The organism is Massilia haematophila (assembly GCF_042647645.1).
Lineage (GTDB): Bacteria > Pseudomonadota > Gammaproteobacteria > Burkholderiales > Burkholderiaceae_D > Telluria > Telluria haematophila.
Genome location: NZ_JBHRVV010000001.1, coordinates 5,521,574 through 5,541,624, shown reverse-complemented (window position 1 = coordinate 5,541,624; position 20,051 = coordinate 5,521,574). Strand labels below are relative to the sequence as shown.

The 20,051-nt window shown below is 65.4% G+C and carries 19 protein-coding genes and 1 tRNA gene; 9 read left to right on the top strand and 11 right to left on the bottom strand.

Going from position 1 to position 20,051, the window contains the following annotated elements:
• Window positions 1-123: 123 nt before the first annotated feature.
• The 7 genes from ACFOPH_RS24575 to ACFOPH_RS24545 all read right to left on the bottom strand — a co-directional run bounded on the left by ACFOPH_RS24575 (window position 124) and on the right by ACFOPH_RS24545 (window position 8,302).
• On the bottom strand, window positions 124-1,491 hold the full coding sequence (locus ACFOPH_RS24575) for an HD-GYP domain-containing protein (protein ID WP_379737769.1): 1,368 nt from the start codon (window positions 1,489-1,491) through the stop codon (window positions 124-126).
• A gap of 130 nt (window positions 1,492-1,621) precedes the next feature.
• Window positions 1,622-2,611 (bottom strand): DMT family transporter, encoded by a 990-nt coding sequence (locus ACFOPH_RS24570; protein ID WP_312548964.1) that lies wholly within the window; start codon window positions 2,609-2,611, stop codon window positions 1,622-1,624.
• A 257-nt stretch (window positions 2,612-2,868) separates the two neighbouring features.
• The gene (locus ACFOPH_RS24565) at window positions 2,869-3,234 is read right to left on the bottom strand and encodes a KGG domain-containing protein (RefSeq protein WP_312548963.1); all 366 of its coding nucleotides are present in this window, start codon (window positions 3,232-3,234) and stop codon (window positions 2,869-2,871) included.
• A gap of 205 nt (window positions 3,235-3,439) precedes the next feature.
• Window positions 3,440-5,497, bottom strand: coding sequence for a hybrid sensor histidine kinase/response regulator (locus ACFOPH_RS24560; RefSeq protein ID WP_379737767.1), 2,058 nt, complete (start codon window positions 5,495-5,497; stop codon window positions 3,440-3,442).
• 139 nt (window positions 5,498-5,636) lie between these two features.
• Complete coding sequence (locus ACFOPH_RS24555) at window positions 5,637-6,212, bottom strand: PEP-CTERM sorting domain-containing protein (RefSeq protein ID WP_379737765.1); 576 nt, start codon at window positions 6,210-6,212, stop codon at window positions 5,637-5,639.
• Between the two features lie 25 nt (window positions 6,213-6,237).
• Window positions 6,238-7,740: a PhoX family protein gene (locus ACFOPH_RS24550; RefSeq protein ID WP_312548959.1), complete on the bottom strand. Its 1,503-nt coding sequence runs from the start codon at window positions 7,738-7,740 to the stop codon at window positions 6,238-6,240.
• A gap of 169 nt (window positions 7,741-7,909) precedes the next feature.
• On the bottom strand, window positions 7,910-8,302 hold the full coding sequence (locus tag ACFOPH_RS24545) for a YfeK family protein (RefSeq protein ID WP_379737763.1): 393 nt from the start codon (window positions 8,300-8,302) through the stop codon (window positions 7,910-7,912).
• 129 nt (window positions 8,303-8,431) lie between these two features.
• Between ACFOPH_RS24545 and ACFOPH_RS24540 the strand changes: the two genes are divergently transcribed.
• Window positions 8,432-9,118: a hypothetical protein gene (locus tag ACFOPH_RS24540; protein WP_312548957.1), complete on the top strand. Its 687-nt coding sequence runs from the start codon at window positions 8,432-8,434 to the stop codon at window positions 9,116-9,118.
• 15 nt (window positions 9,119-9,133) lie between these two features.
• On the opposite strand, the gene ACFOPH_RS24535 is transcribed toward ACFOPH_RS24540, so the two are convergent.
• Window positions 9,134-9,454 carry a hypothetical protein gene (locus tag ACFOPH_RS24535; RefSeq protein WP_379737761.1) on the bottom strand — a complete coding sequence of 107 codons (321 nt, stop codon included), beginning with the start codon at window positions 9,452-9,454 and terminating at the stop codon, window positions 9,134-9,136.
• A gap of 131 nt (window positions 9,455-9,585) precedes the next feature.
• On the bottom strand, window positions 9,586-10,452 hold the full coding sequence (pepA, locus tag ACFOPH_RS24530; RefSeq protein ID WP_379737759.1) for a flocculation-associated PEP-CTERM protein PepA: 867 nt from the start codon (window positions 10,450-10,452) through the stop codon (window positions 9,586-9,588).
• Between the two features lie 290 nt (window positions 10,453-10,742).
• Here pepA and ACFOPH_RS24525 point away from each other — a divergent pair, with 290 nt between their 5' ends.
• From ACFOPH_RS24525 to ACFOPH_RS24500, 6 genes are all read left to right on the top strand, one after another.
• The gene (locus tag ACFOPH_RS24525) at window positions 10,743-11,123 is read left to right on the top strand and encodes a DUF2946 domain-containing protein (RefSeq protein WP_379737757.1); all 381 of its coding nucleotides are present in this window, start codon (window positions 10,743-10,745) and stop codon (window positions 11,121-11,123) included.
• 204 nt (window positions 11,124-11,327) lie between these two features.
• Window positions 11,328-13,487, top strand: coding sequence for a TonB-dependent receptor (locus tag ACFOPH_RS24520; RefSeq protein ID WP_379737755.1), 2,160 nt, complete (start codon window positions 11,328-11,330; stop codon window positions 13,485-13,487).
• A gap of 12 nt (window positions 13,488-13,499) precedes the next feature.
• On the top strand, window positions 13,500-15,017 hold the full coding sequence (locus tag ACFOPH_RS24515; RefSeq protein ID WP_379737753.1) for a PepSY domain-containing protein: 1,518 nt from the start codon (window positions 13,500-13,502) through the stop codon (window positions 15,015-15,017).
• 131 nt (window positions 15,018-15,148) lie between these two features.
• Window positions 15,149-15,640, top strand: a complete 492-nt coding sequence (locus ACFOPH_RS24510; RefSeq protein ID WP_312548950.1) for an Hcp family type VI secretion system effector — start codon at window positions 15,149-15,151, stop codon at window positions 15,638-15,640.
• Window positions 15,640-16,011, top strand: a complete 372-nt coding sequence (locus ACFOPH_RS24505) for a Rap1a/Tai family immunity protein (RefSeq protein ID WP_379737751.1) — start codon at window positions 15,640-15,642, stop codon at window positions 16,009-16,011. The genes ACFOPH_RS24510 and ACFOPH_RS24505 overlap by 1 nt, the downstream gene beginning before the upstream one ends.
• Window positions 16,008-16,478: a T6SS effector amidase Tae4 family protein gene (locus ACFOPH_RS24500; protein WP_312548948.1), complete on the top strand. Its 471-nt coding sequence runs from the start codon at window positions 16,008-16,010 to the stop codon at window positions 16,476-16,478. The genes ACFOPH_RS24505 and ACFOPH_RS24500 overlap by 4 nt, the downstream gene beginning before the upstream one ends.
• 101 nt (window positions 16,479-16,579) lie before the next feature.
• On the opposite strand, the gene ACFOPH_RS24495 is transcribed toward ACFOPH_RS24500, so the two are convergent.
• Window positions 16,580-16,670: transfer RNA gene (locus ACFOPH_RS24495), tRNA-Ser, on the bottom strand.
• Between the two features lie 153 nt (window positions 16,671-16,823).
• Here ACFOPH_RS24495 and ACFOPH_RS24490 point away from each other — a divergent pair.
• Window positions 16,824-17,114: a KTSC domain-containing protein gene (locus ACFOPH_RS24490; protein WP_379737749.1), complete on the top strand. Its 291-nt coding sequence runs from the start codon at window positions 16,824-16,826 to the stop codon at window positions 17,112-17,114.
• 127 nt (window positions 17,115-17,241) lie between these two features.
• Here the strand turns inward: ACFOPH_RS24490 and acs are convergent, their stop codons facing one another.
• Window positions 17,242-19,239, bottom strand: coding sequence for an acetate--CoA ligase (gene acs, locus ACFOPH_RS24485; protein ID WP_312548946.1), 1,998 nt, complete (start codon window positions 19,237-19,239; stop codon window positions 17,242-17,244).
• A 202-nt stretch (window positions 19,240-19,441) separates the two neighbouring features.
• Between acs and ACFOPH_RS24480 the strand changes: the two genes are divergently transcribed.
• Complete coding sequence (locus ACFOPH_RS24480; RefSeq protein ID WP_312548945.1) at window positions 19,442-20,047, top strand: TIGR00645 family protein; 606 nt, start codon at window positions 19,442-19,444, stop codon at window positions 20,045-20,047.
• Window positions 20,048-20,051 lie beyond the last annotated feature (4 nt).

Sequence of the window (20,051 nt, the reverse complement as noted above, 5' to 3'; positions counted from 1 at the left end):
GGTGCAGGCCTGCCGCGGTCCAGCCCGCACCGCGTGGGTTCAAGAACCCACCCTACCGATGCGCTGCTTGTAGGGTGGGTTCTCGAACCCACGCCGGCTCACCGGCCGATCAGCGCCGGGCGATCACCCATCCACGCGCACGACCGCGTCGCGCAGGGCCGCGAAGCAGCGTGGATCGAGCGCGGTGCCGACGGTCTTTTCCATCATCGCCAGCGCCTGCCCCGGCGGGATCGCCGCGCGGTAGGGACGCTCGGCGGTAATGGCATCGAAGATGTCGGCGGTGGTGATGATGCGCGTCTCCAGCGCGATCTCGTGCGCAGCCAGGCCGCGCGGATAGCCGCTGCCGTCGAGCCGCTCGTGGTGGGCGCCGGCGATGCGTCCCAGTTCGGCGAAGGCGTCGATCCGGGTCAGGATGGTCTCGGTGAATTCGGCGTGGCGGCGTACCTGCGCCCATTCCTCGCGGTCGAGCGTGCCGGGCTTGTCGAGGATGCTGTTGCTGACCCCGAGCTTGCCGACATCGTGCAGCAGCGCCGCCCGCTTGAGCCAGCGGCGCCGTTCGGACGGCAGGCCGAGCGACTCGGCGACCGCGTCGGTGTACCGGGCCACGCGTGCGCTGTGGCCGCTCGTATAGGGACTTTTCGAATCGACCACCTGGCCGAAGGCGGTGGCGATGTCGTCCAGGTAGTCGTCGTCGATCGGCATGGTGTGCCCCGCCGGCTCCATCGCGAATACGGTGGCGTCCAGGTCGGGCGCGGCCAGCCGGGTCCAGAAGCCGTCGCCGGCGGCCACGCGCTCGAAGGCGCGCACCAGCCGCGGATCGAGCCAGGAGCCGGTGCGGTGGCGCAGCTCGGCCAGCGCCGCCTCGGCGCCGCCGGCGCTGTGGAAGACGTCGACCAGCTGGGCCAGCATGGCGATGCGCGCATACACCGGGATCGCCTCCCCTTCCAGGCGGCTCGGGCGTCCCTTGCCGTTGTAGTGCTCGTCCAGGCTGTAGATGCCGGCCGCGACGCTTTCCGGAAAACGCAACAGGCGCGCGATCGCGGCGCCGCGCGAGCAGCGCGTGACGATCAGTTCCTGGGCCGTGTCCTCCCCGCCGCGCAGCATCGCCAGCACGGCGCGAAAGCGCTCGGCCAGGCCGACCTTCAGGCCGGTGTGCTTGAGAACGAAGGCGATCAGCTGCGGCGTGCTGTGGCGCACCAGCTTGAAGTCGTGCTTGAAGCGCAGGTCGTCGGTCAGGTAGAGTTCGCAGATGCGGGCGGCATTGCTGCTGCAGCCGATGTCCTTCAGCAGCAAGGTGTAATACAGCTCCCACAGCTGCTGCGGCGCGAGCCCGGCTTCGCGGCCAACCTGCATGCCGATCCAGCAGGAACGCACGCAATGCCCTTCGGGCTGGCCTTCGGTGAGGTCGAGCGCGTAACTGAGCGAGCCAATCAGTTCGGACAGCTTGAGCGTGCTGACGGGCACAAGGACCGCGTCGGGAAATCTGTCCATTGAATTATTTGTAGCAAGCTAGTTGCCATAAGGAAATAAATCATTGTACTGGACATGTCCCCTGCGTCCGCCAGGACTGCGAATCGGCAAGCTTATCCGGACGATACGTTCGCTTTCGTGCGCTTTCGCGTCACAAAGCCGGCTTCTGCGGCGCCAGCGCGGCCGTTTCTTCTTCGTGCGCAGGCAGCTTGCCGCGCGGCCGCTCGGTGTGCAGGCGCACCGACCAGGTCACGCCGGCGACCAGCAGCACGATGGCGACGATTTCCAGCAGGCGCGGCGCCTGGCCGCGCCAGGCGAAACCGTAGAGCATGGCCGCAACGGTCTCGAACAGGATCAGCTGGCCGGTCAGGGTCACGGGCAGGCGCCGGCTGGCGACGTTCCACAGCTGGTTGCCGATCACCGAGGCGCCCAGCGCCAGCAGCAGGTTGCAGATCCAGAACATGGTCCAGTCGCGCGCGGGGCCGTCGGACGCACCAGAATGGTGCATGATCACGGCGACCAGGCCGATCGGCAGCGCTACCAGGCCACTGGCCAGGCCGTACAGCGACGACCATTGGGCGCTGCTGAACTGCGGGTTGCGCTTCAGGTAGCGCGCGTTGTCGATGGCGTACCAGGTCCAGCACGCCAGCGCGCCGGCGGCGCAGGCCACGCCCAGCAGTGTCGTCGAGAGCGCACCGCCGCCGGCCTGGACATGGCCCAGCACATCGACGTTGATGCAGACGATCGCCGCCGCCACCACTGCCAGCGGCGCCAGCAGGCGTGCGAGCGGCACGGCGCCGCGGTCGCGGCGGCCGAACAGCGTGACCGAGACCGGCACCAGGCCGACGATCAGCGAGGTTGGCCCGACGCCGGCCAGCTGCACGCCGAGCGCGACGAAGATGTAATAGACCAGGTTGCCGGACAGCGACTGGCGCAGCAGTGCCCACCCATCCTGCGGCGTCAGCCGGCGCAGCAGCGCGGCCAGGCCGGGCAGCATCAGCCCGAGCGAGATTGCGCCATAGGCGACGTAGCGCCCCACCGCCAGCTCGACCGGCGAAAAGCCCGGCAGCAGCTCGGGCACGATGAACACCATTCCCCACAGGGCGCCCGCCAGCACGCCGCACAATACGCCAGTCAACAACTCGCCACTCCCATCGGTCGTGCCCGCCGCTTTCATGCAGACAGGCAAAAGGGGGATTGTGCCAGACGGCGCCGTTGAACGTGCGGGTGGGTGAAGGCGGCGTGCGTTGGGGGACGGGATGGCGTTGGTTCGAATGAACAATGGCCGGGATGACACGAAGCGCCGGACGCAAAGCATCCGGCGCTCCGTACCACTCACGGAACCTTGGCTTGCCGCCCCGCATCGCGGCGACGGCAAGTGGGAGCTGGACTACAAGCTTAGCGCTTGTCGTCGTTCTTGTGGCTCTGCGAGCCGGCCTTGGCGTGCTGCTCCGGCGAGCCGCCGCGGGTATTGCCACCCTGGTTGCCGGCCTGGTTGCCACCCTGGCCACCGCCGCTCTGCTGGCTGCCACCCCCGCCGCTCTGGTTGTTGCCGTCGTTCTTGTGGCTCATCGAGCCTGCACGGCGCGCTTCTTCCGAGGTGAACTCGTGGGCGTTGCCCGATGCGTGCGCTGCACGGCCGCCTTCGCTGGCGATCTCGCGCTGACGCTGCGGATCCATCGATGCGAAGCCGCGGTTGCTGGTATCGCCGCTCTGCTTGTTGCCCTGGTTACCGTTATTACCACCTTGGTTGTTCGATGCCATGATTGCCTCCTTGGTGAGTTAAAACCCCAGCTCGAAATTGGCTGAGACAGGGACATGGTAGTCAGCAAAACGTCCCGATGACACCGCTTCAGGCTCGTACCCCTGTAAGACCACTCCGATAGACCTGTCGGCTAAAACTGGCAACTTGGACGGCAAGATTTCCCACATTAAAGCTTAAACTTCTAACATCTTGCAGCTTCTTCGTTTATTGTCGAGCTGGCGCCAAGGCACTTCTTTCCTGCAACAGGCAGCCGCGCGCCCGTGCCAGGTCGCGCAGCAGCAGGCGCAGTTCGCCCCCTTTCACCGGCTTCACGAAGTGATGGTCGAAGCCCGCTTCGAGGGCCCTGCGGCGTGCTTCCTCGCCGCTGTAACCGGTCACCGCGACCAGCACCGCCCCGGCCGTGCGTGCTTCGCCGCGCAGCATGCGCACCAGGGCGTAGCCATCCATGCCGGGCAAGCCGATGTCGAGCAGGTAGGCGTCGCTGGGCGTGCAGCGCGCAATCTCCAGCGCCGCCGCCGCGGTGTGGGCGACGTGCACGGCGTGGCCGAAGTGCCCCACCATCATCGACAGCATTTGCGCCGCATCGAGGTTGTCGTCGACGACCGTGACGCACAGCGGCCGCGCCGGCGCTGCGATGGGACCAGCCACCGGCTGCACGGCGCTGGCGCCGTCCTGCACCAGCGGCAGCCGCAGCACGAAACGGCTGCCCTGCCCCGGGCCCGCGCTGTACGCCTCGACCCGGCCGCCGTGCAGGTCGACCAGGCGCTGCACCACCGCCAGGCCGATGCCGAGCCCGCCCTGGGCGCGGTCGGCATCGCGCTCGGCCTGGGCGAACAGCTCGAAGGCGCGCCCGATCAGTTCGCGGCTCATGCCGATACCGTCGTCGCTCACCTGGATGCAGGCTTCGCCCTTCTCCGCGCCGGCCTGCAGGCGGATATGGCCGCCCGGCGGCGTGTACTTGGCAGCGTTATTGAGCAGGTTCGCCACCACCTGCACCAGGCGCTTGGCGTCGCCCGAGACGACCAGCGGCTCCGCGGCGAGATCGACCTCGAGCCGGTGGCGGCGCGAGGCGACCAGCGGCTGCACCTGCTCGACCGCCTCGGCCAGCACCGCGCCCAGTTCGATGCGGCCCTTGTCGACCACCACCAGGCCGCGCGTCACGCGCGAGACATCGAGCAGGTCGTCCACCAGCCCGGTCAGGTGGCGCGCCTGGCGCGCGATGATCCCGCTGGCCTGGCGCACGGTCTCGGGCGCGGCGCCGCCCTGGGCCAGCAGCTCGGCCGCCGCCATGATCGGCGCCAGCGGGTTGCGCAGCTCGTGCGCGAGCATCGCCAGGAACTCGTCCTTGCGCCGGTCGGCCTCGCGCAGCGCGGCCTCGGCGCGCAGGCGCTCGGTCATGTCGAGCACGACCACGACCGCGGCGTCGATGGCGCCGCCGGGCGCGCGCACCGGCGCGGCCGAACAAACCACGATGCGGCGCTGGTGGGCAGTGTCGAAAGTCTCGATCTCGATCAGGTGGGGTGCGCTGGTCTGGCCATGCAGCGCCAGGGCCAGGGGCCACTCGTCATCAAGGACCGGCTGGCCATGGCGTGCAGAACCGTCGGCCCACCAACCCTTCCATTCGGCAAAATCGAGCGGCTTGTCGGCCGGCAGGCCGTGTCGGCACCACAGCGCGTCATGGGCAGCGTTCGACTCCAGCACCCGGCCGCTCGCATCGGCCAGCACGATGCCCACCGGCGCCGCCTGCAGCACCGCGTCCAGCCGCGCCCGTCCCGCCTCGGCCTGGCGCGCCGCCTCGAGCGCTTCGCGCCGGCTCAGGCGCAGGGCCTCTTCCGCCTTCTTCTGCGCCGTGACCTCGATCGTCACGTGGTAGATGCACAGCAGCTTGCCGGCGGCATCAAAAATGGGCGTATTCGTGGCATTCCAGAAGCGCTCGACGAAGACCTCGTTCCCGTCCCGGCCACGCGAGCGGATCGGGTAACGCTGGGTCGGCATCGATTGCGGCTGGCCGGTCGCGATCACCCGCGCCAGCGAATTGCGCAGCGCCATCACGCCATTGCTGGCGGGGTCGTCCGGATCGTCCGGCGGCGCGGGCAAGGCGACGAACAGGCGCTGCCCGACCAGTTGCTCCCGGGTGTGGGCGACATTGCACAGAAAGGCCTCGTTGACGTCAAGGATGACCGGATCCTCGCTCGGGGACAGGATATAGGCGCCAATCGGGAAACTGGCGAAGATCGACTGGTAGAGAGGGGTGTCGAGCATGGGGCACTTTCGAATGTCAGGCTAGCGGTTTAGGCTAGCCCAGCAATTCGAAAGCGCCAGTGCGGTAATTAACGGTAGTCCATAGATGCTTACTGGAAACAATCACGCCGGGTAGGGCGGCATGATTGTTTCACCTGCGCTATCCCCGACGACGACGTGCCATCAGTCCCGCCATGCCCAGCAGCGGCAACACCAGCGCCAGCGAGGACGGTTCCGGCACCGTGGCCACGATAGCGAAGCGGTCGCCCACGTTCAGGCCGCGCGTGTCGAGGAACCAGTCGCCGGCCCCGTCGACGAGCAAGGGGTTGCCGAAGTGGAATTCCGCCCATTCAGGCTTGGCGAAGCCGATGTGCGCGTAGTCCGGCGCTTGCGTGACCTGGCCGAGCGTGCCGAAGGTCGGCATCACGCTGCCATACGAGGCGAAGCCGATGCCGCTCAACTTGAAGACGAACTGGTTCAGCGCCGTGCCGCTCAGGTTGCGCACGATGGCGTTCAGGCTCAGCGGGCCGAGCAGGTCTTGTTCCTCGATCGCGAAGCTGAAACGGCTGGTGCCCAGCTTTTCCAGGTCGAGGTCGAAGGAGACGCTGCCGGCGCTGCTGTAGTCGGTAACCGTGTTGCCGGCCGATAGTTCCGACGTGAGCAGGACGGCGGCGTGGCTCGATGCGACCAGCGTCATCGCGGCGGCAAAGGCGAGGATGGATTTGGTGATGGTCATGGTGCTCCCCTTGTCTATGTTGGATTTACAGCGGGCCCCTGGCCCAGGGACCGGTGATCGCGAAGGTGATGCCCGGCGTCTGGATGTTGACGAACAGGTAGCGGCCGGTCGGGTCGAAGCAGGCGCCGGCGAACTCGTTGCCGCGGTGGTCACCCGCGAGCGCGACCAGCTTGTTCGCGCCCTGCAGCTGGGCAGCGCTGAGCATCACGTTGTTCTTGGCGAAGATGTAGGCGTCGCCGGCGTCGGTGATGCCCATCAGGCGCTGGCCGAAGCCGAAGGAATCGGTGGCGGCGGTCGAGGCGTCCTCGCAGACCAGCAGCGCGTTGCGCGGGCTGACCGTCAGGTTGTCGCCCATGTTGCCGACCAGCGGGCTCGGGCTCGAGTAGATGCACTTCAGGACTTGGCTAGCGAGGTCGAGCTCCCAGATCGCGCCGCGCGAGACGGCACCGCCCGAGGTGTCCATCACGTACATCTTGCCTTGCGCATACCAGATGCCTTCGCCGCGGTTCATGCGCAGCGCGCCCTGCACCCAGCCCTGCACGAAGGGGCCGGCGGCATTCGTGATCCGGATGCCGGTCGGACCCTCGGCGTCGCCGCGGTTGCGGTCCGGGTCGGCGATCGTCACCCATTCCAGTTCGTAGGTCGCGTCGACCGTCGCGGTGGCCAGGTTCACGTTCGGGCTGCCCTTCACTTTCGCCATCTGCAGCACGCCGCCCATGGCCAGCGAGCCCGGCGCACCGCTGCGCACGTCCGGCACATAACGGTAGAAGCCGGACTTGCCCGAGGAGTCCTCGGTCTGGTAGACCATGCCGGTCACTGGATCGACGGCCGCGGCCTCGTGCGCGAAGCGGCCCATGCCGACGATCGGCAGGCCGGTGGTCAGCTTCGGATCGGCATGCACCTCGAACACATAGCCGTGCTTCTTGCCGGCCGGGCTGATGGCGTCCGAACCGACTTCTTCGCAGCTGAGCCAGGTGCCCCAGGGCGTGATGCCTCCTGCACAGTTGGTCTGGGTCCCGCCCAGGCTCGGGGTCATGCTGACCCAGTGTCCGTCGCGGAAGACCAGGTTGGTGGTGCCGCCGCCGAAGCGGTTGTTGGACCCGGCGCTGCTGCTGCCGCTGTCGTAGACGCCGGGCGCGTTCAGGAAGTTGGCCGGGGCCGTAGAGCCGATCTCGTGGTTACGCACCAGCACCAGCTCGCTGCTGCGGCCGACCTTGCGCGCGACGACCACGCCCATGCCGTCATGGCCGCCCGGACAGGCTTTGCCGTCGGTCATCAGGTCGCCGCGCCAGCCGAAGCTTTTATAGGTAAAGCCCGGCGGCAGTTGCAGCAGCGGAAGGCCGGTCGTCATGTCCCTGGCCGGGGCAATCGGGCCGTACGGACTGGGGATGAGGGTCGTGGCGCCGTTGGCGGCCAGCGCCTGTTGCGTCTGCATTGCGGCAAAGGCGCCGACGAAGGGCAGTGCCGACGCACTGGCCATGCCTTTGAGCAGGTTGCGCCGCGACGGCGAGAGGTCCTTGTTTGTCATGCTGAGCATTCTCCAAAGTGGGATCGGCCGGACTGGTCCGGCGACGGACTGGAGGGCTGGCGACGGCCTGGATGGCGGCGTCACGCGGGCCCGGCCTGCGCTTGTGTCGCGCAGACCGATGCATTAAAACAAACAAAAATGTCGTGCCGATGACAGCAAAACGACAATCTCAGGAAGTCGACTGCTTTTGTGCGACGCGCACGCGCTTGAGCTCAGTACTCAACCACTGCGCGCTCGGAATCGGCTGGGCATCGCCGCAACGCGCCCGGTAGGGCTTGCCGCTGAGGCTGCTTTCGGTGGCGGCGCGCGCGATGAAGGCTTCGGCGTTCGGCACCAGCTTGCGCTCCCGCAGGTAGTCGTACTTGCGTTCCAGGTGGCTGCGCGCCGGCCCGGCGTCATGCCACTTGCCGTTGCGCTCGAACTGGCAGCTGGACGCGCCGACGAAGTCGAGCAGTTGTCGCACTTCGGCCTGGGTGCGCGCGGCGTCCTGCGCCAGGGCCGGCATGGCGTCGACCAGGCCCACGGTGCACATCGCGGCCGCAAGGAGTCGGACGATCCACATGTTGACTTCCTTTCGATGGCGTGAACAGGTCCTTGCCTTCTCACGCTGCAAACGCGAGAATCCATGTTTTTTCCGACATGCAAGAACTGTTAATCTTCCGGCATTATCATCAACGTTCCAAGGATACGCATGAACACAGCAAAGCCCGATACGTTTGAACTATCCCCGGCGCTGATGATCCAGCGCCGCACCGCCATCATCGTCGGCCTCGTCGGCATTGCCGAACTCATCTACGGCATAAGCACCGCGCCGCAGGGGCAGTTCAGGCTGCAGGTGTCCGGCCTGATCATGGGCGCCCTGCTCTTCTACGGCGGATTTCGAGTGGTCTCGGCGCTACGCTGGCTGGCCTTCCTCGGCATCCTTCCCTGCGTACTCGTATTTGTCTCGCAGTTCGCCCTCGTGCCGTGCGGACTCCAGCTCGCGCAGTGGCGACTGATGCCCGGCGCCGTTACGGCCCACTACGCCGCGCTGCTGGGGATCGCCGCCTTGACGATCTTCGTGGCGCATCAACTCAGCCGGCCGGAACTGCTGGACGAACACCGGGCGGCGGGACGCGGGATGCGCGACATGCGCGTGCCGCTGACGCTTGGGCTGGTGGTGGCGCTCGGCGCAACCTGGTTCCAGTATCGGATACTCAACGGCGAAGAGGCGCAGCAGGCAAGGCAAATGGCCGCCGATAAATTCGGAGACCGCTACCAGTACTACATCAATGCCGTATGGATACAGGCCAGCAGTAACGGTACGAGCGTGTCGGCCACCGTCCAGGCCTGGAACGACAATGAGGTACTGCAGCTGCCGGTGCACTGGACGAAATAAGCGGCGGCCGCCGCGTCAGCTGCCGAGATTGAAAAAGATGCCGACAGCCAGCTCGGCCCAAAGGTAGACGAAGGCCAGCATGATCGCCGCCAGCCAGGGCAGGCGCTGCCGCATGTTGGGGAGCTTGCCAATTGCCAGTTCCATGGCGAAGCCGGCGCCGAGCAGCAGAACCGAGGCCACGACGAAATCGAGCGCGGTCCAGTCGACTTCCCTGGTGAACTGCATGGCCAGCAAGGGCACGAGCAGGATCGCGCCGGTTCCGAGCAGGACGCGCAGCACGCTTTTCTTGCCGAGGCCAGGTGCGCTACCGCCACTGCCGCTAGTCAATGCGCTCATCGTCGTCCTCCGGATAGGTGATGGTGGTCGGGATGACCAGTTTGCCAGCATTACGGGCCGCGTTCAATATGCCGTGACAGGGACGTAAAAAAAGCGGGCAGTGCCCGCTTTCTTCATGGTCGGGGGACCGATCAGGCTTTGGTACGGCGGCGCACGGCGATGCCGGCGCCCAGCATGGCGATGCCGAACAGCGCCAGCGAACCCGGTTCCGGCACTTCACCGTTTTCGGCCAACTTGAACTGGCCGTTGCCGCCGATGAAGAAGTACTGGCCTGGACGGTTGCGGTAGCTGGTGCCGTTGCAGCCGGCGCCGTTGAAGCCGGCGAACTGGCAGGCCACTTCGCTCACCAGGCGGCTGGAGGGGCGGCCGACCGTGTTCGCGTTCGTGAAGGCAAACGAGAGGACCGATTCTTTCGACAGGTCGACGCCATTGCTGCGGAAGAAATATCCGCTGTCGAGCATGCCCGGCTCGGCGCTGGCGAACACACTGACCTGGCCGTTGTTCACCGGGCTGCCGTTGGCGTCGACGAGGCCGCCGCCGCCCACCAGCACGTTGAAGGTGGCGATCTGGTTGCCGAGGTCGGCGCCGAAGTGGCCGGCGGTGCTGCCGTACTGGCCATTGGTCGGGTTCTGGTACATCTTGATGGTGCCGCCGGTAAAGCTGAAGGCGCCGCCGAAGGTGCCGGTGCCGACCGCCTCGAAGGTCGCGGTGATGTTCCCGCCGGCATAGGTCTGCGGGAACAGCTTGCCGTTGCTGTCGGCCTGGGTGATGTTGAAGACAGCCGTTTCCTTGAAGGAGAAGTTACCGTTGCCGGTCGACGTCAGCTGGATGAAGGCGTTGCCGTTGACGTCCAGGTATTCGTTGATGACCTGGCCGCCGGCGAAGCCGCCGCCGGTGGGGTTGAACACCCAGTTATTCAGGACCGGACCCGCATGCGCAGCGCCAGCCGTGGACAGTGCGACAGCCGTAGCGCAGATGAGTTTCTTGAAGAGTTTCATTATCGGTTTTCCGTTGAGTATGGTTGTTGACCAACAACCTGTCCTCCAGGAGAGCAAGGGATATGCCAGAACCCCGAGCATCAATAGAATCAAACACTTGCGCTAAACTGAATGCGTTCGCGTAAATACATGTAAGATTTTCCGACGCATTGCAGCATTCCGAAACTCAACAGTAATGTCTGGCGGGTCAGCCGGAGCAGGCGCATCCTCTGCACCGGACATGGACAAAATGTCCAGTCGCGCAAAGCGGACGCAGCCGAAGCCGGACCTATAATGCCGATATGGGCAGGATGACGAAAAAGTGGGTCGCGTATGCCTGGATCGCCGGCCTGGCCATCCTGTTCAACGCGCTCGCCCCGGTCGTCTCGCAGTCGCTGAGCCTGGCGCCGCCCGCCGCTCGCCAGGTCGAAATCTGTACCGCGATGGGCATCGAAATGGTGCCGATGGGGGCAGCGCCGGACGCCCCCGCTTCCGACCGCTTCCTCAAGGGGCTCATGCACTGCGCCTACTGCGCGCCGCATGCCGGCTCCTTTGCCCTGTTGCCGCCGGCGGCGTTTGCCCTCGCCGCGCTTGGCGGACATGACCTCTACCCTCCTCTTTTCCATCGTGCGCCGCGCCCGCTGTTCGCGTGGTCCTTCGCGCAGCCGCGCGGCCCGCCTGCATCGGGCTGACGCTTTGTCATCTTGCAGTAGCTGCCGCGTTGTTGTTTGCATGACAGCGTAGGCGTGACGCATCCGCCCCCTGCGACGGCACAGCCCGTCAAGGTTCATCGTATGCGTTGAAGCTGCTGTGTCGCCGGACTCGCTGCGCATTTCGCCACATATAGCGAGCCGCATTGCACAGCCCCCGGGCTGTCACACGACCAGAAAACCATCATGAAATCGCATGCTCCTGTTGCAGCGGCGCCGTCGCGCCCTGCCCGCACATCCATTCAATTGGCCTGCCTGCTGGCGGCCGGCCTCATCGCGACGCCGGTCTTCGCCGACGAGGCGCCGATCCCGACCGTCCTTGTCAGCGGGGCGCCGATAAACGACACACTGCGCGGCAAGCTGCGCGACGACACCGCCACCGGATCCAACCTGGGCCTGTCGCGCCTGGAAACGCCGGCCAGTGTCGACGTCATCACCCGCAAGCAGCTCGAGGAAAGGGGCGACACCGGCCTGGTCGAGGCGATCACGCGCGCACCCGGCATCAGCAGCATGTCCCACCCCGGCAACGGCGGCTCCTCGCTCGCCGCGCGCGGCTTCACCGACACGGTGTCCGTGATGCGCCTGTACGATGGCATGCGCCAGTATGGCGGCGCCGGCATCACCTTCCCCTTCAGCACCTGGGCGGTCGAGCGCATCGAAGTGCTGCGCGGGCCGGCCGCGGTGATCTACGGCGAAGGCGCGATCGGCGGCGTGGTCAACGTGATCCCGAAGCAGCCGACCCGCGGCGCCGTGCACAACGAGGTGCAGGCGGCGCTCGGCAGCGAAGGCACGCGCCGGCTGGCCTTCGGCAGCGGCGGCGCCCTGGACGAACGCTGGTCCTACCGCTTCGACGCCAGCGACGAGCGTTCCGACGGCTGGGTCGAGATGGGCGACAGCAGCAACCGCGCGGTCTCCGGCGCGCTGCGCTTCGACGTCTCGCCCGAGCTGGACCTGCGCCTGAACCTGGCCCACGGCCGGCAAAAGCCGATGCGCTATTTCGGTACGCCGCTGGTCGAGGGGCGCCAGCTGGAAGCCCTCGGCGGCAAGAACTACAACGTCGCCGACAGCCGCATCGACTACCAGGACACCTGGCTCGACCTGATGGCGAACTGGCGCCCGAACCAGCACACGACGGTGCGCAGCCGCCTGTACCACATCGACAGCCGGCGCCACTGGCGCAACGCCGAGGCCTACGTCTACAACCCAGCAAACGGCCTGGTCGACCGCTCGGACAACACCGAAATTTTGCACGACCAGACCCAGACCGGGAACACGACCAGCGCGACCTTCGAGGGCAGGCTGTTCGGCATGGACAACCGGATCTCCGCCGGCTTCGACATCAACAAGGCCTCGTTCACGCACACGAACAACACCTATGTCGGCTCCTCGGGCGCGGTCGATCCCTTCGATCCGGAACCGGGTTTCTTCACCAGTCCGGTGCCGACCATTCCCCGCTACCGCACCGAGGCGCGGCAGTATTCGCTGTTCCTCGAGGACCGGCTGGCGCTCACCGGCACATGGTCGCTGCTGGGCGGGCTGCGCTACGACCACGCGGACCTCGAGCGCCAGAATCTCGTCGCGGGCATCCTCGCTTTCGACAAGACCTTTGCCGACGTCGGCTGGCGCCTCGGGACCGTCTACGCGCTGGCGCCGGACTTCACCGTCTACGGCCAGTTTGCAAAGGCGGCCGACCCGGTCGGTTCGCTGCTCTTCCTGTCGCCGGCAAACAGCCGTTCCGAGAACGCCAGCGGGCGCCAGCTCGAAGTCGGCCTGAAGCGCGCGTTCTGGAACCGCCAGGGCGAATGGACGCTGGCCGCGTACGACATCACCAAGGACAAGCTGCTGACGCGCGACCCGGCCAATCCGGCGCAGAGCATCCAGGTCGGCAAGCGTTCATCCACCGGCATCGAGGGCACGCTCAGCATGACCTTGGCGCGCGACTGGACGCTGGACGCCAACGCGTCGATCCTGCGTGCGCGCTTCGACGATTTTGCCGAGCTGGTCGCCGGCACGCCCGTTTCGCGCGCCGGCAATCGCCCGCCGGACGTGCCCCAGCGCACCGCCAATCTCTGGCTGCGCTGGAACTTCCAGCCCGACTGGAGCGTCGGCGCCGGCCTGCGCCACGTCGGCGCGCGCTTTGCCGACAACGCCAACACCTTGCGCATGCCCTCGTACACCACGGTCGATGCCTCGCTGCGCTGGAAGGCGTCGCCACAGACGAGCCTCACGCTGCGCGGCTTCAACGTCTTCGACAAGCGCTACTTCGCCACGGCCTACTACACGCCGACGCAGTGGCTGCTCGGCCCGGACCGCCGCGTCGAGCTGGTGCTGGATCACCGCTTCTGATGGGGGATGAGCATGTCGATCACATCGCGTACCAAGCGCATGGTCTTCCTCGTCCACCGCTGGACGGGCGTCTCGATGTGCGTGCTGATGGCGCTGTGGTTCGTCAGCGGCATGGTGATGCTGTTTGTCGGCTATCCGAAGCTGACGCCGTGGGAGAGGCTGGGCGGTTTGCCTTCCTTGCCCTCTTCCATCTGCTGCATCTCCATGGAGGCGGCGCTGGCGCAGAGCCAGGCGCCGGGCGAGGTCAAGGGCATAGCGCTGACCTCGATCGGCGGGCGGCCGCACTATGTGCTCACTGAAGGCCATGGCGGTCGCTTTGCAGTCGACGCCGCGACCGGCGCCCGCCTTGCCATCGGCCCGGCGCAGGCGCTGGCGGCGGCGCGTTCCTTCATGCATGGCGCCGGCGGCGAGTATGCCGGCGTCGTCGATGAAGACCGCTGGACGCATTCGCGCTCGCTCAATCCGCACCGGCCGCTGCACGTGGTCGACATGCGGGACGCGGCGTCGACGCGGCTGTACGTCTCCTCGGCGACCGGCCAGGTCGTGCTCGACGCGCCGCGTGCCGAGCGCCTGTGGAACTTCGCCGGCGCCTGGCTGCATTGGCTCTACATGTTCCGCAATCGGCCGACCGATCCCGTGTGGAGCTGGACGGTGATCGTGTTATCCGGCGTTGGCGTGGTCGCGGCTTTCACGGGAGCGCTGAACGGCCTCTGGCGCTGGCGCTTCTCGGGTGCGTACAAGAGCGGGTCGAAGTCGCCGTTCCGGGAAGCTTACCTGCGCTGGCATCACATCCTCGGGCTGGTGTTCGGCACGGTGCTGCTGACCTGGATCTTCAGCGGCTTGATGTCGATGAATCCGCTGGGGGTGTTCGATGCCAAGGGCGCGCGGCCGGATGTGGCGGCGTTCGAGGGTGGCAGTCCTTCGGCTGTACGTTTGCCGGTCGGGGTGCCGCAGGTGCTGGCGATGCTGTCGGCGCAGGGATTCCGGGCGAGCGAGCTGGAATGGCGGGTGCTGGCGGGACAGGCTTATATCCTGGCGCGCGACGGCCGCGGTCAGACGCGGCTGGTCGTGGCCGATGGCGATGCTTATGCCGTGCGCGAGCAATGGCCCGAACAGGTACTGGTCGAAGCGGCGCGGCGTTTGGTGCCGGCGCCGATGTCTGGATATGCGTTGTTGCGCGACTACGATGCCTATTATTTCCAGCGCCAGGTGCAGTCGATGTATGGCGCGGACGAGCGCCGGCTGCCGGTGCTCAGGGTCGCGTTCAGCGATCCCGGCGCCACCTGGGTGCATTTGGATGGGTACACGGGACAGGTGATGTCGAGCCTGGACAATTCCCAGCGAGTCGGCAGGTGGCTGTTCAATTTCCTGCACAGCTGGGATTTGCCGGGGATGCTAGGTGCACGCTGGGTACGCGAAGCAGCGCTGCTGGTGCTCGGCCTCGGCGGGGTATTGCTGAGTTCAACAGCGGTCGTACTCGGGACCCGCAGGGTGCGCAAGTCGACAGGAAAAATGCCGAAACGAATATAGCAGAGTGATCGTGTGCCTCTTTCATCGAAGCGCCGCGCGCGCCTGATCGACGGCAGGCCGTCTGTTGACGATTGACAAGCTGACGTCAATCCAGCACTCGCACAATTGCCCCTTCACATAGAGGAGGCAATATGGCAATCGACGTGTACCTGCAAATAGACGGAATCAAGGGCGAATCGGCCGACGACACCCACAAGGATTGGATCGAATGCCTGTCAGTCGACTGGAATCTACGCCAACCGAAGTCGGCCACTGCATCGACCGCCGGCGGACACACCGCCGAACGCGTCGAATTGTCAGACATCAGCTTTCACAAGCTGGCCGACCTGGCCTCGCCCATCCTGTCGCAACACTGCGCAATGGGCAAGACGATTCCGAAAGCGAAGTTCGAGTTCATGCGGGCGGATGGCGATGGCGCCCGGGTCAAGTATTACGAAATCGAGCTCGAGAACGTCCTGATCAGCTACATCGCGCCCTCCGTCACACCGGGGAGCACGATGAGCGAGGCGGTTTCGCTCAAGTTTTCCAAGGTGAAGTGGCGTTACACCCGGCAAAGAGTAAGTGGCGGTACTGCCGGCAATACGGCAGGGGGATGGGACCTGTCGACTAACAGGGTGGCGTAATGCGCGCGCGAAACCTACTGGGCTTGCCTCTCGGGCTGGCGGCGCTGACTCTTGCCGAGGCTGCCCCATCAGCCCCCACGCTTACTGGTGATGGCTTCGTTCAGATGCTAAGCAAGCCCGTACCGACGGATAACTACGAATACTTGCAGCGAGAGAAAGCATACAGCTATCTCGACGGCGCCAGGGATACGGCGGAGGGGCGCATCTGGTGCGATGTGAACCAGCTCAAGACGCCCGACCTGGCCTACGAGCTGGCCGGCCAGATAGCCAAACTCCCGGCAGCCGAACGGAAGAAGAATGCCTCGGCGCTCCTCCTGACCCTGCTGGGCCGCGCCTACCCTTGCCCGCCAGTCACCGGAGCCAAACCATGAAGCCATCGTTTCAGGTGGTTCACCAGCACTATCCGAAGGTCGGAAAGCGCGAGGAGCTGTACCCGCTGATCGGCTGGACGGACCTGGCCGACAACCCGGCTTTCCTCGATACCTGCGCGATTCGCATGAGCATGGCCCTCCTGGGCGCCGGCGTGACGCTACCAGGCGCTCGCATGGTGGCGAATGACGGAACACTGAAGGGTAAACGGATCGAGCCGGGCCAAGCCCGACTATCGGGCATCCTGAAACGGATCTGGGGCAACCCTGAAGTATTCATGGATGCGCGCAGTGCGCAGGCAAACATCGGCCCTCGGAGCGGGGTGGTTTCGTTTTTCCGGATCCATGGCGCCGAACTGGGAGGCGGTGGACATATCGACCTGCTCTGGCCAGCTGCCGGAGGGTTTTACCAGTGTGCGCGTAGCTGTTACTTCAGTGCGGCGGAAATATGGTTCTGGCCGTTGAGGTAGCGAGCTTGCTGGCCAGGCCGCAAAAGAAAAGAGCTGCTTCACCAATGTGAAGCAGCTCTTTCTCTTTAACCGAAACTGAACAAGGCCAATTCAGGAATTCCTGGCGGAGAGAGGGGGATTCGAACCCCCGATAGGCTATGAACCTATACACGCTTTCCAGGCGTGCGACTTAAACCACTCATCCATCTCTCCTGATGGGTTTCCGCGCGCTATGTCGCGAAGCCGCCCATTATAACAAGGTTTCTCGGCTGTACAAGAGCATCCTGACAATCAGTGCCCCACGACCCTCGTTTTCCATATCATGCGATCATCTGTGGCGACACGGACCACCCACAGGAGCCCACGATGGACATGAAGAGAATCAACGCCGGCAAGCTGCGCGCCATCGGCTACGACGCGCCCGAGCGCATGCTGCGCGTCGAGTTCGACGACGGCACGGCGATCGACTACAGCAACGTGGGCGCCGAAGTCTGGCGCAAGCTGTCGACTTCAGGTTCGCCGTGGAGCTATTACCGCGACAACATCGAAGATGAGTTTGCCGGCCGCCGCGGCCGCGCCGGCGTCGATGCAGGAAAGAAGACCATCGACCGTGAAGCCCTGATGAAAGCCTTCAGCGGCGAGCCGGACGGCGCGTAGCGCAACAAACAGGCGGCAAACAAGCAACGAACAAGCCGCACACAAAACAACGTCGCCCCATCGAAACGGGGCGGCGCCGACACATTATCCATTCAGGCGCCCGCCGAACCAGCCGGGCGCCCGGCCATCAGGCCTTTTCCTTCAACTGCTCCAGGATCGCCGGATTTTCCAGCGTCGACACGTCCTGGGTAATGGTCTCGCCCTTGGCCAGCACGCGCAGCAGGCGACGCATGATCTTGCCGGAGCGGGTCTTCGGCAGGTTGTCGCCGAAGCGGATTTCCTTCGGCTTGGCGATCGGGCCGATTTCCTTGCCGACCCAGTTGCGCAGCTCCGTGGCCAGTTTCTTGGCTTCCTCGCCGGTGGGGCGCATGCCCTTGAGCACCACGAAGGCGCAGATCGCTTCGCCGGTGGTGTCGTCTGGCTTGCCGACGACGGCTGCCTCGGCCACGTGCGGGTTGGCGACCAGGGCCGACTCGATCTCCATCGTGCCCATGCGGTGGCCCGAGACGTTCAGCACGTCGTCGATGCGGCCGGTGATGGTGAAGTAGGCGGTATCCTTGTTGCGGATGGCGCCGTCGCCGGCCAGGTAGTACTTGCCGCCCAGTTCTTCAGGGAAGTAGCTGGTCTTGAAGCGCTCCGGGTTGTTCCAGATGGTGCGGATCATCGACGGCCATGGACGCTTCACCACCAGGATGCCGCCCTGCCCGTTCGCCACGTCGGCGCCGGCTTCGTCGACGATCGCGGCCATGATGCCCGGCAGCGGCAGCGTGCACGAGCCCGGCACCATCGGGGTCGCGCCCGGCAGCGGGGTGATCATGTGGCCGCCGGTCTCGGTCTGCCAGAAGGTGTCGACGATCGGGCAGCGTTCCTGGCCGACGTTCTTGTAGTACCACATCCAGGCTTCCGGATTGATCGGCTCGCCCACCGAGCCCAGCAGGCGCAGCGAGGACAAATCGTAGTTCTTCGGGTGCACCTTCTCGTCCACGTCGGAGGCCTTGATCAGCGAACGGATCGCGGTCGGGGCGGTATAGAAGATCGTGACCTTGTGCTTGGCGATGGTTTCCCAGAAGCGGCCGGCGTTCGGGTAGGTAGGCACGCCTTCGAACACGATCTGGGTGCCGCCCACGGCCAGCGGGCCATAGGCGATGTAGGTGTGGCCGGTGACCCAGCCGATGTCGGCGGTGCACCAGAACACGTCGTCGGGCTTGATGTCGAAGGTCCACTTCATCGTCAGCGCGGCCCACAGCAGGTAGCCGCCGGTCGAATGCTGGACGCCTTTCGGCGTGCCGGTCGAACCCGAGGTGTAGAGGATGAACAGCGGGTGCTCGGCATCGACCCATTCCGGCTCGCACTCGGCCCCCTGGCCGTCGACCAGCTCGGACAGCCACATGTCCCGACCTTCGGTCCAGGCGATGTTGCCGCCGGTGCGCTTGTAGACGATGACATCCTTCACGGAGTCGCAGCCGCCCAGGCCCAGCGCCTCGTCGACGATGGCTTTCAGGGGCAGCGCCTTGCCGCCGCGCTGTTGCTCGTCGGCCGTGATGATGGCGACGGCGCCGGCGTCGATGATGCGTTCCTGCAGCGACTTCGCCGAGAAGCCGCCGAACACCACCGAGTGGGTGGCGCCGATGCGGGCGCAGGCCTGCATCGCGGTCACGCCTTCGATCGACATCGACATGTAGATGATGACGCGGTCGCCCTTCTTGATGCCGCGGGATTTCAGGCCGTTGGCGAATTTGCAGACGCGCTCGTGCAGCTGGCGGTAGGTAGCGCGGGTAACCGTGCCGTCGTCGGCCTCGAAGATGATCGCGGTCTTGTCGGCGTTGCCGTTCTGCAGGTTACGGTCGAGGCAGTTGTACGAGGCGTTCAACTGGCCGTCGCCGAACCATTTATAGAAGGGCGCGTTCGATTCGTCCAGGGTGCTGGTGAATGGCTTGTGCCAGTCGAGGTTCTCGCGCGCCAGGCGCGCCCAGAAGCCTTCGTAGTCGGCTTCGGCCTCGGCGCACAGCTTGTTATAGGCATCCATGCCGGAAATGGCGGCATTGGCTGCGAACCCGGCCGGCGGCGGAAACACGCGGTGTTCCTGCAAGCCATGGTTTTCCTGATTGGTCTCGTTCTCGGCCATGCTAGTCTCCATTCGTAGTAGTTTTGCCGGATACCTTAGGCGCGCAGCCTTACCCGGCCCTTACATGTGCTCAGTGCGCGCGCCTCCGTATACGAGTGCGATTTTACCAACCCTGGCGCAAAGCGAGGCGGCATGCTGCAACGCGGCGGGAGAGGTGTAAAATGATGGGCTGTATTTTGCCGGAACCCTGGAGCCGCACCCGATGTCGCAAAACCCGCCCACACTCGAACACCGCAAGCTAACCCCTCTCAACAGCCTGATCTTTGCCAGCCGCTGGCTGCAGCTGCCGCTGTACCTGGGCCTGATCCTGGCACAGTGCGTCTATGTGTTCCACTTCTGGGTCGAACTGAAAGACCTGATCGGCGCCGCCTTCGGCAATGCCGATTCGCTGCAGCACATCCTCGAGGCCGTCGGCATGACCAACGGTCCGAAGAAGCTGACGGAAACCACCATCATGCTGGTCGTACTCGGCCTGATCGACGTGGTCATGATCTCGAACCTGCTGATCATGGTGATCGTCGGCGGCTACGAGACCTTCGTCTCGCGCATGCACCTGGAAGGCCATCCGGACCAACCGGAATGGTTGTCGCACGTGAACGCCTCGGTGCTGAAGACCAAGCTGGCGATGGCCATCATCGGCATTTCGTCGATCCACCTGCTGAAAACCTTCATCAATGCGGGCAGCTACAGCGAAAAAGTCCTGATTGCCCAGACGGTCATCCACATTGCTTTCCTGCTCTCGGCCCTTGCCATTTCCTGGACCGATCGCATCACCACCGCAACGCATCACCAGCCCAAACAGCACTAACGTC

What these genes read in the sequence shown, in the direction of transcription:
- acs (WP_312548946.1), bottom strand. Translation starts at nt 19,239, where the DNA reads ATGGCCGAGAACGAGACCAATCAGGAAAACCATGGCTTGCAGGAACAC.
- ACFOPH_RS24575 (WP_379737769.1), bottom strand. Translation starts at nt 1,491, where the DNA reads ATGGACAGATTTCCCGACGCGGTCCTTGTGCCCGTCAGCACGCTCAAG.
- ACFOPH_RS24525 (WP_379737757.1), top strand. Translation starts at nt 10,743, where the DNA reads ATGACGAAAAAGTGGGTCGCGTATGCCTGGATCGCCGGCCTGGCCATC.
- ACFOPH_RS24500 (WP_312548948.1), top strand. Translation starts at nt 16,008, where the DNA reads ATGAAGCCATCGTTTCAGGTGGTTCACCAGCACTATCCGAAGGTCGGA.
- ACFOPH_RS24505 (WP_379737751.1), top strand. Translation starts at nt 15,640, where the DNA reads ATGCGCGCGCGAAACCTACTGGGCTTGCCTCTCGGGCTGGCGGCGCTG.
- ACFOPH_RS24560 (WP_379737767.1), bottom strand. Translation starts at nt 5,497, where the DNA reads ATGCTCGACACCCCTCTCTACCAGTCGATCTTCGCCAGTTTCCCGATT.
- ACFOPH_RS24565 (WP_312548963.1), bottom strand. Translation starts at nt 3,234, where the DNA reads ATGGCATCGAACAACCAAGGTGGTAATAACGGTAACCAGGGCAACAAG.
- ACFOPH_RS24545 (WP_379737763.1), bottom strand. Translation starts at nt 8,302, where the DNA reads ATGTGGATCGTCCGACTCCTTGCGGCCGCGATGTGCACCGTGGGCCTG.
- ACFOPH_RS24490 (WP_379737749.1), top strand. Translation starts at nt 16,824, where the DNA reads ATGGACATGAAGAGAATCAACGCCGGCAAGCTGCGCGCCATCGGCTAC.
- ACFOPH_RS24480 (WP_312548945.1), top strand. Translation starts at nt 19,442, where the DNA reads ATGTCGCAAAACCCGCCCACACTCGAACACCGCAAGCTAACCCCTCTC.
- ACFOPH_RS24520 (WP_379737755.1), top strand. Translation starts at nt 11,328, where the DNA reads ATGAAATCGCATGCTCCTGTTGCAGCGGCGCCGTCGCGCCCTGCCCGC.
- ACFOPH_RS24510 (WP_312548950.1), top strand. Translation starts at nt 15,149, where the DNA reads ATGGCAATCGACGTGTACCTGCAAATAGACGGAATCAAGGGCGAATCG.
- ACFOPH_RS24540 (WP_312548957.1), top strand. Translation starts at nt 8,432, where the DNA reads ATGAACACAGCAAAGCCCGATACGTTTGAACTATCCCCGGCGCTGATG.
- ACFOPH_RS24515 (WP_379737753.1), top strand. Translation starts at nt 13,500, where the DNA reads ATGTCGATCACATCGCGTACCAAGCGCATGGTCTTCCTCGTCCACCGC.
- pepA (WP_379737759.1), bottom strand. Translation starts at nt 10,452, where the DNA reads ATGAAACTCTTCAAGAAACTCATCTGCGCTACGGCTGTCGCACTGTCC.
- ACFOPH_RS24550 (WP_312548959.1), bottom strand. Translation starts at nt 7,740, where the DNA reads ATGACAAACAAGGACCTCTCGCCGTCGCGGCGCAACCTGCTCAAAGGC.
- ACFOPH_RS24555 (WP_379737765.1), bottom strand. Translation starts at nt 6,212, where the DNA reads ATGACCATCACCAAATCCATCCTCGCCTTTGCCGCCGCGATGACGCTG.
- ACFOPH_RS24535 (WP_379737761.1), bottom strand. Translation starts at nt 9,454, where the DNA reads ATGAGCGCATTGACTAGCGGCAGTGGCGGTAGCGCACCTGGCCTCGGC.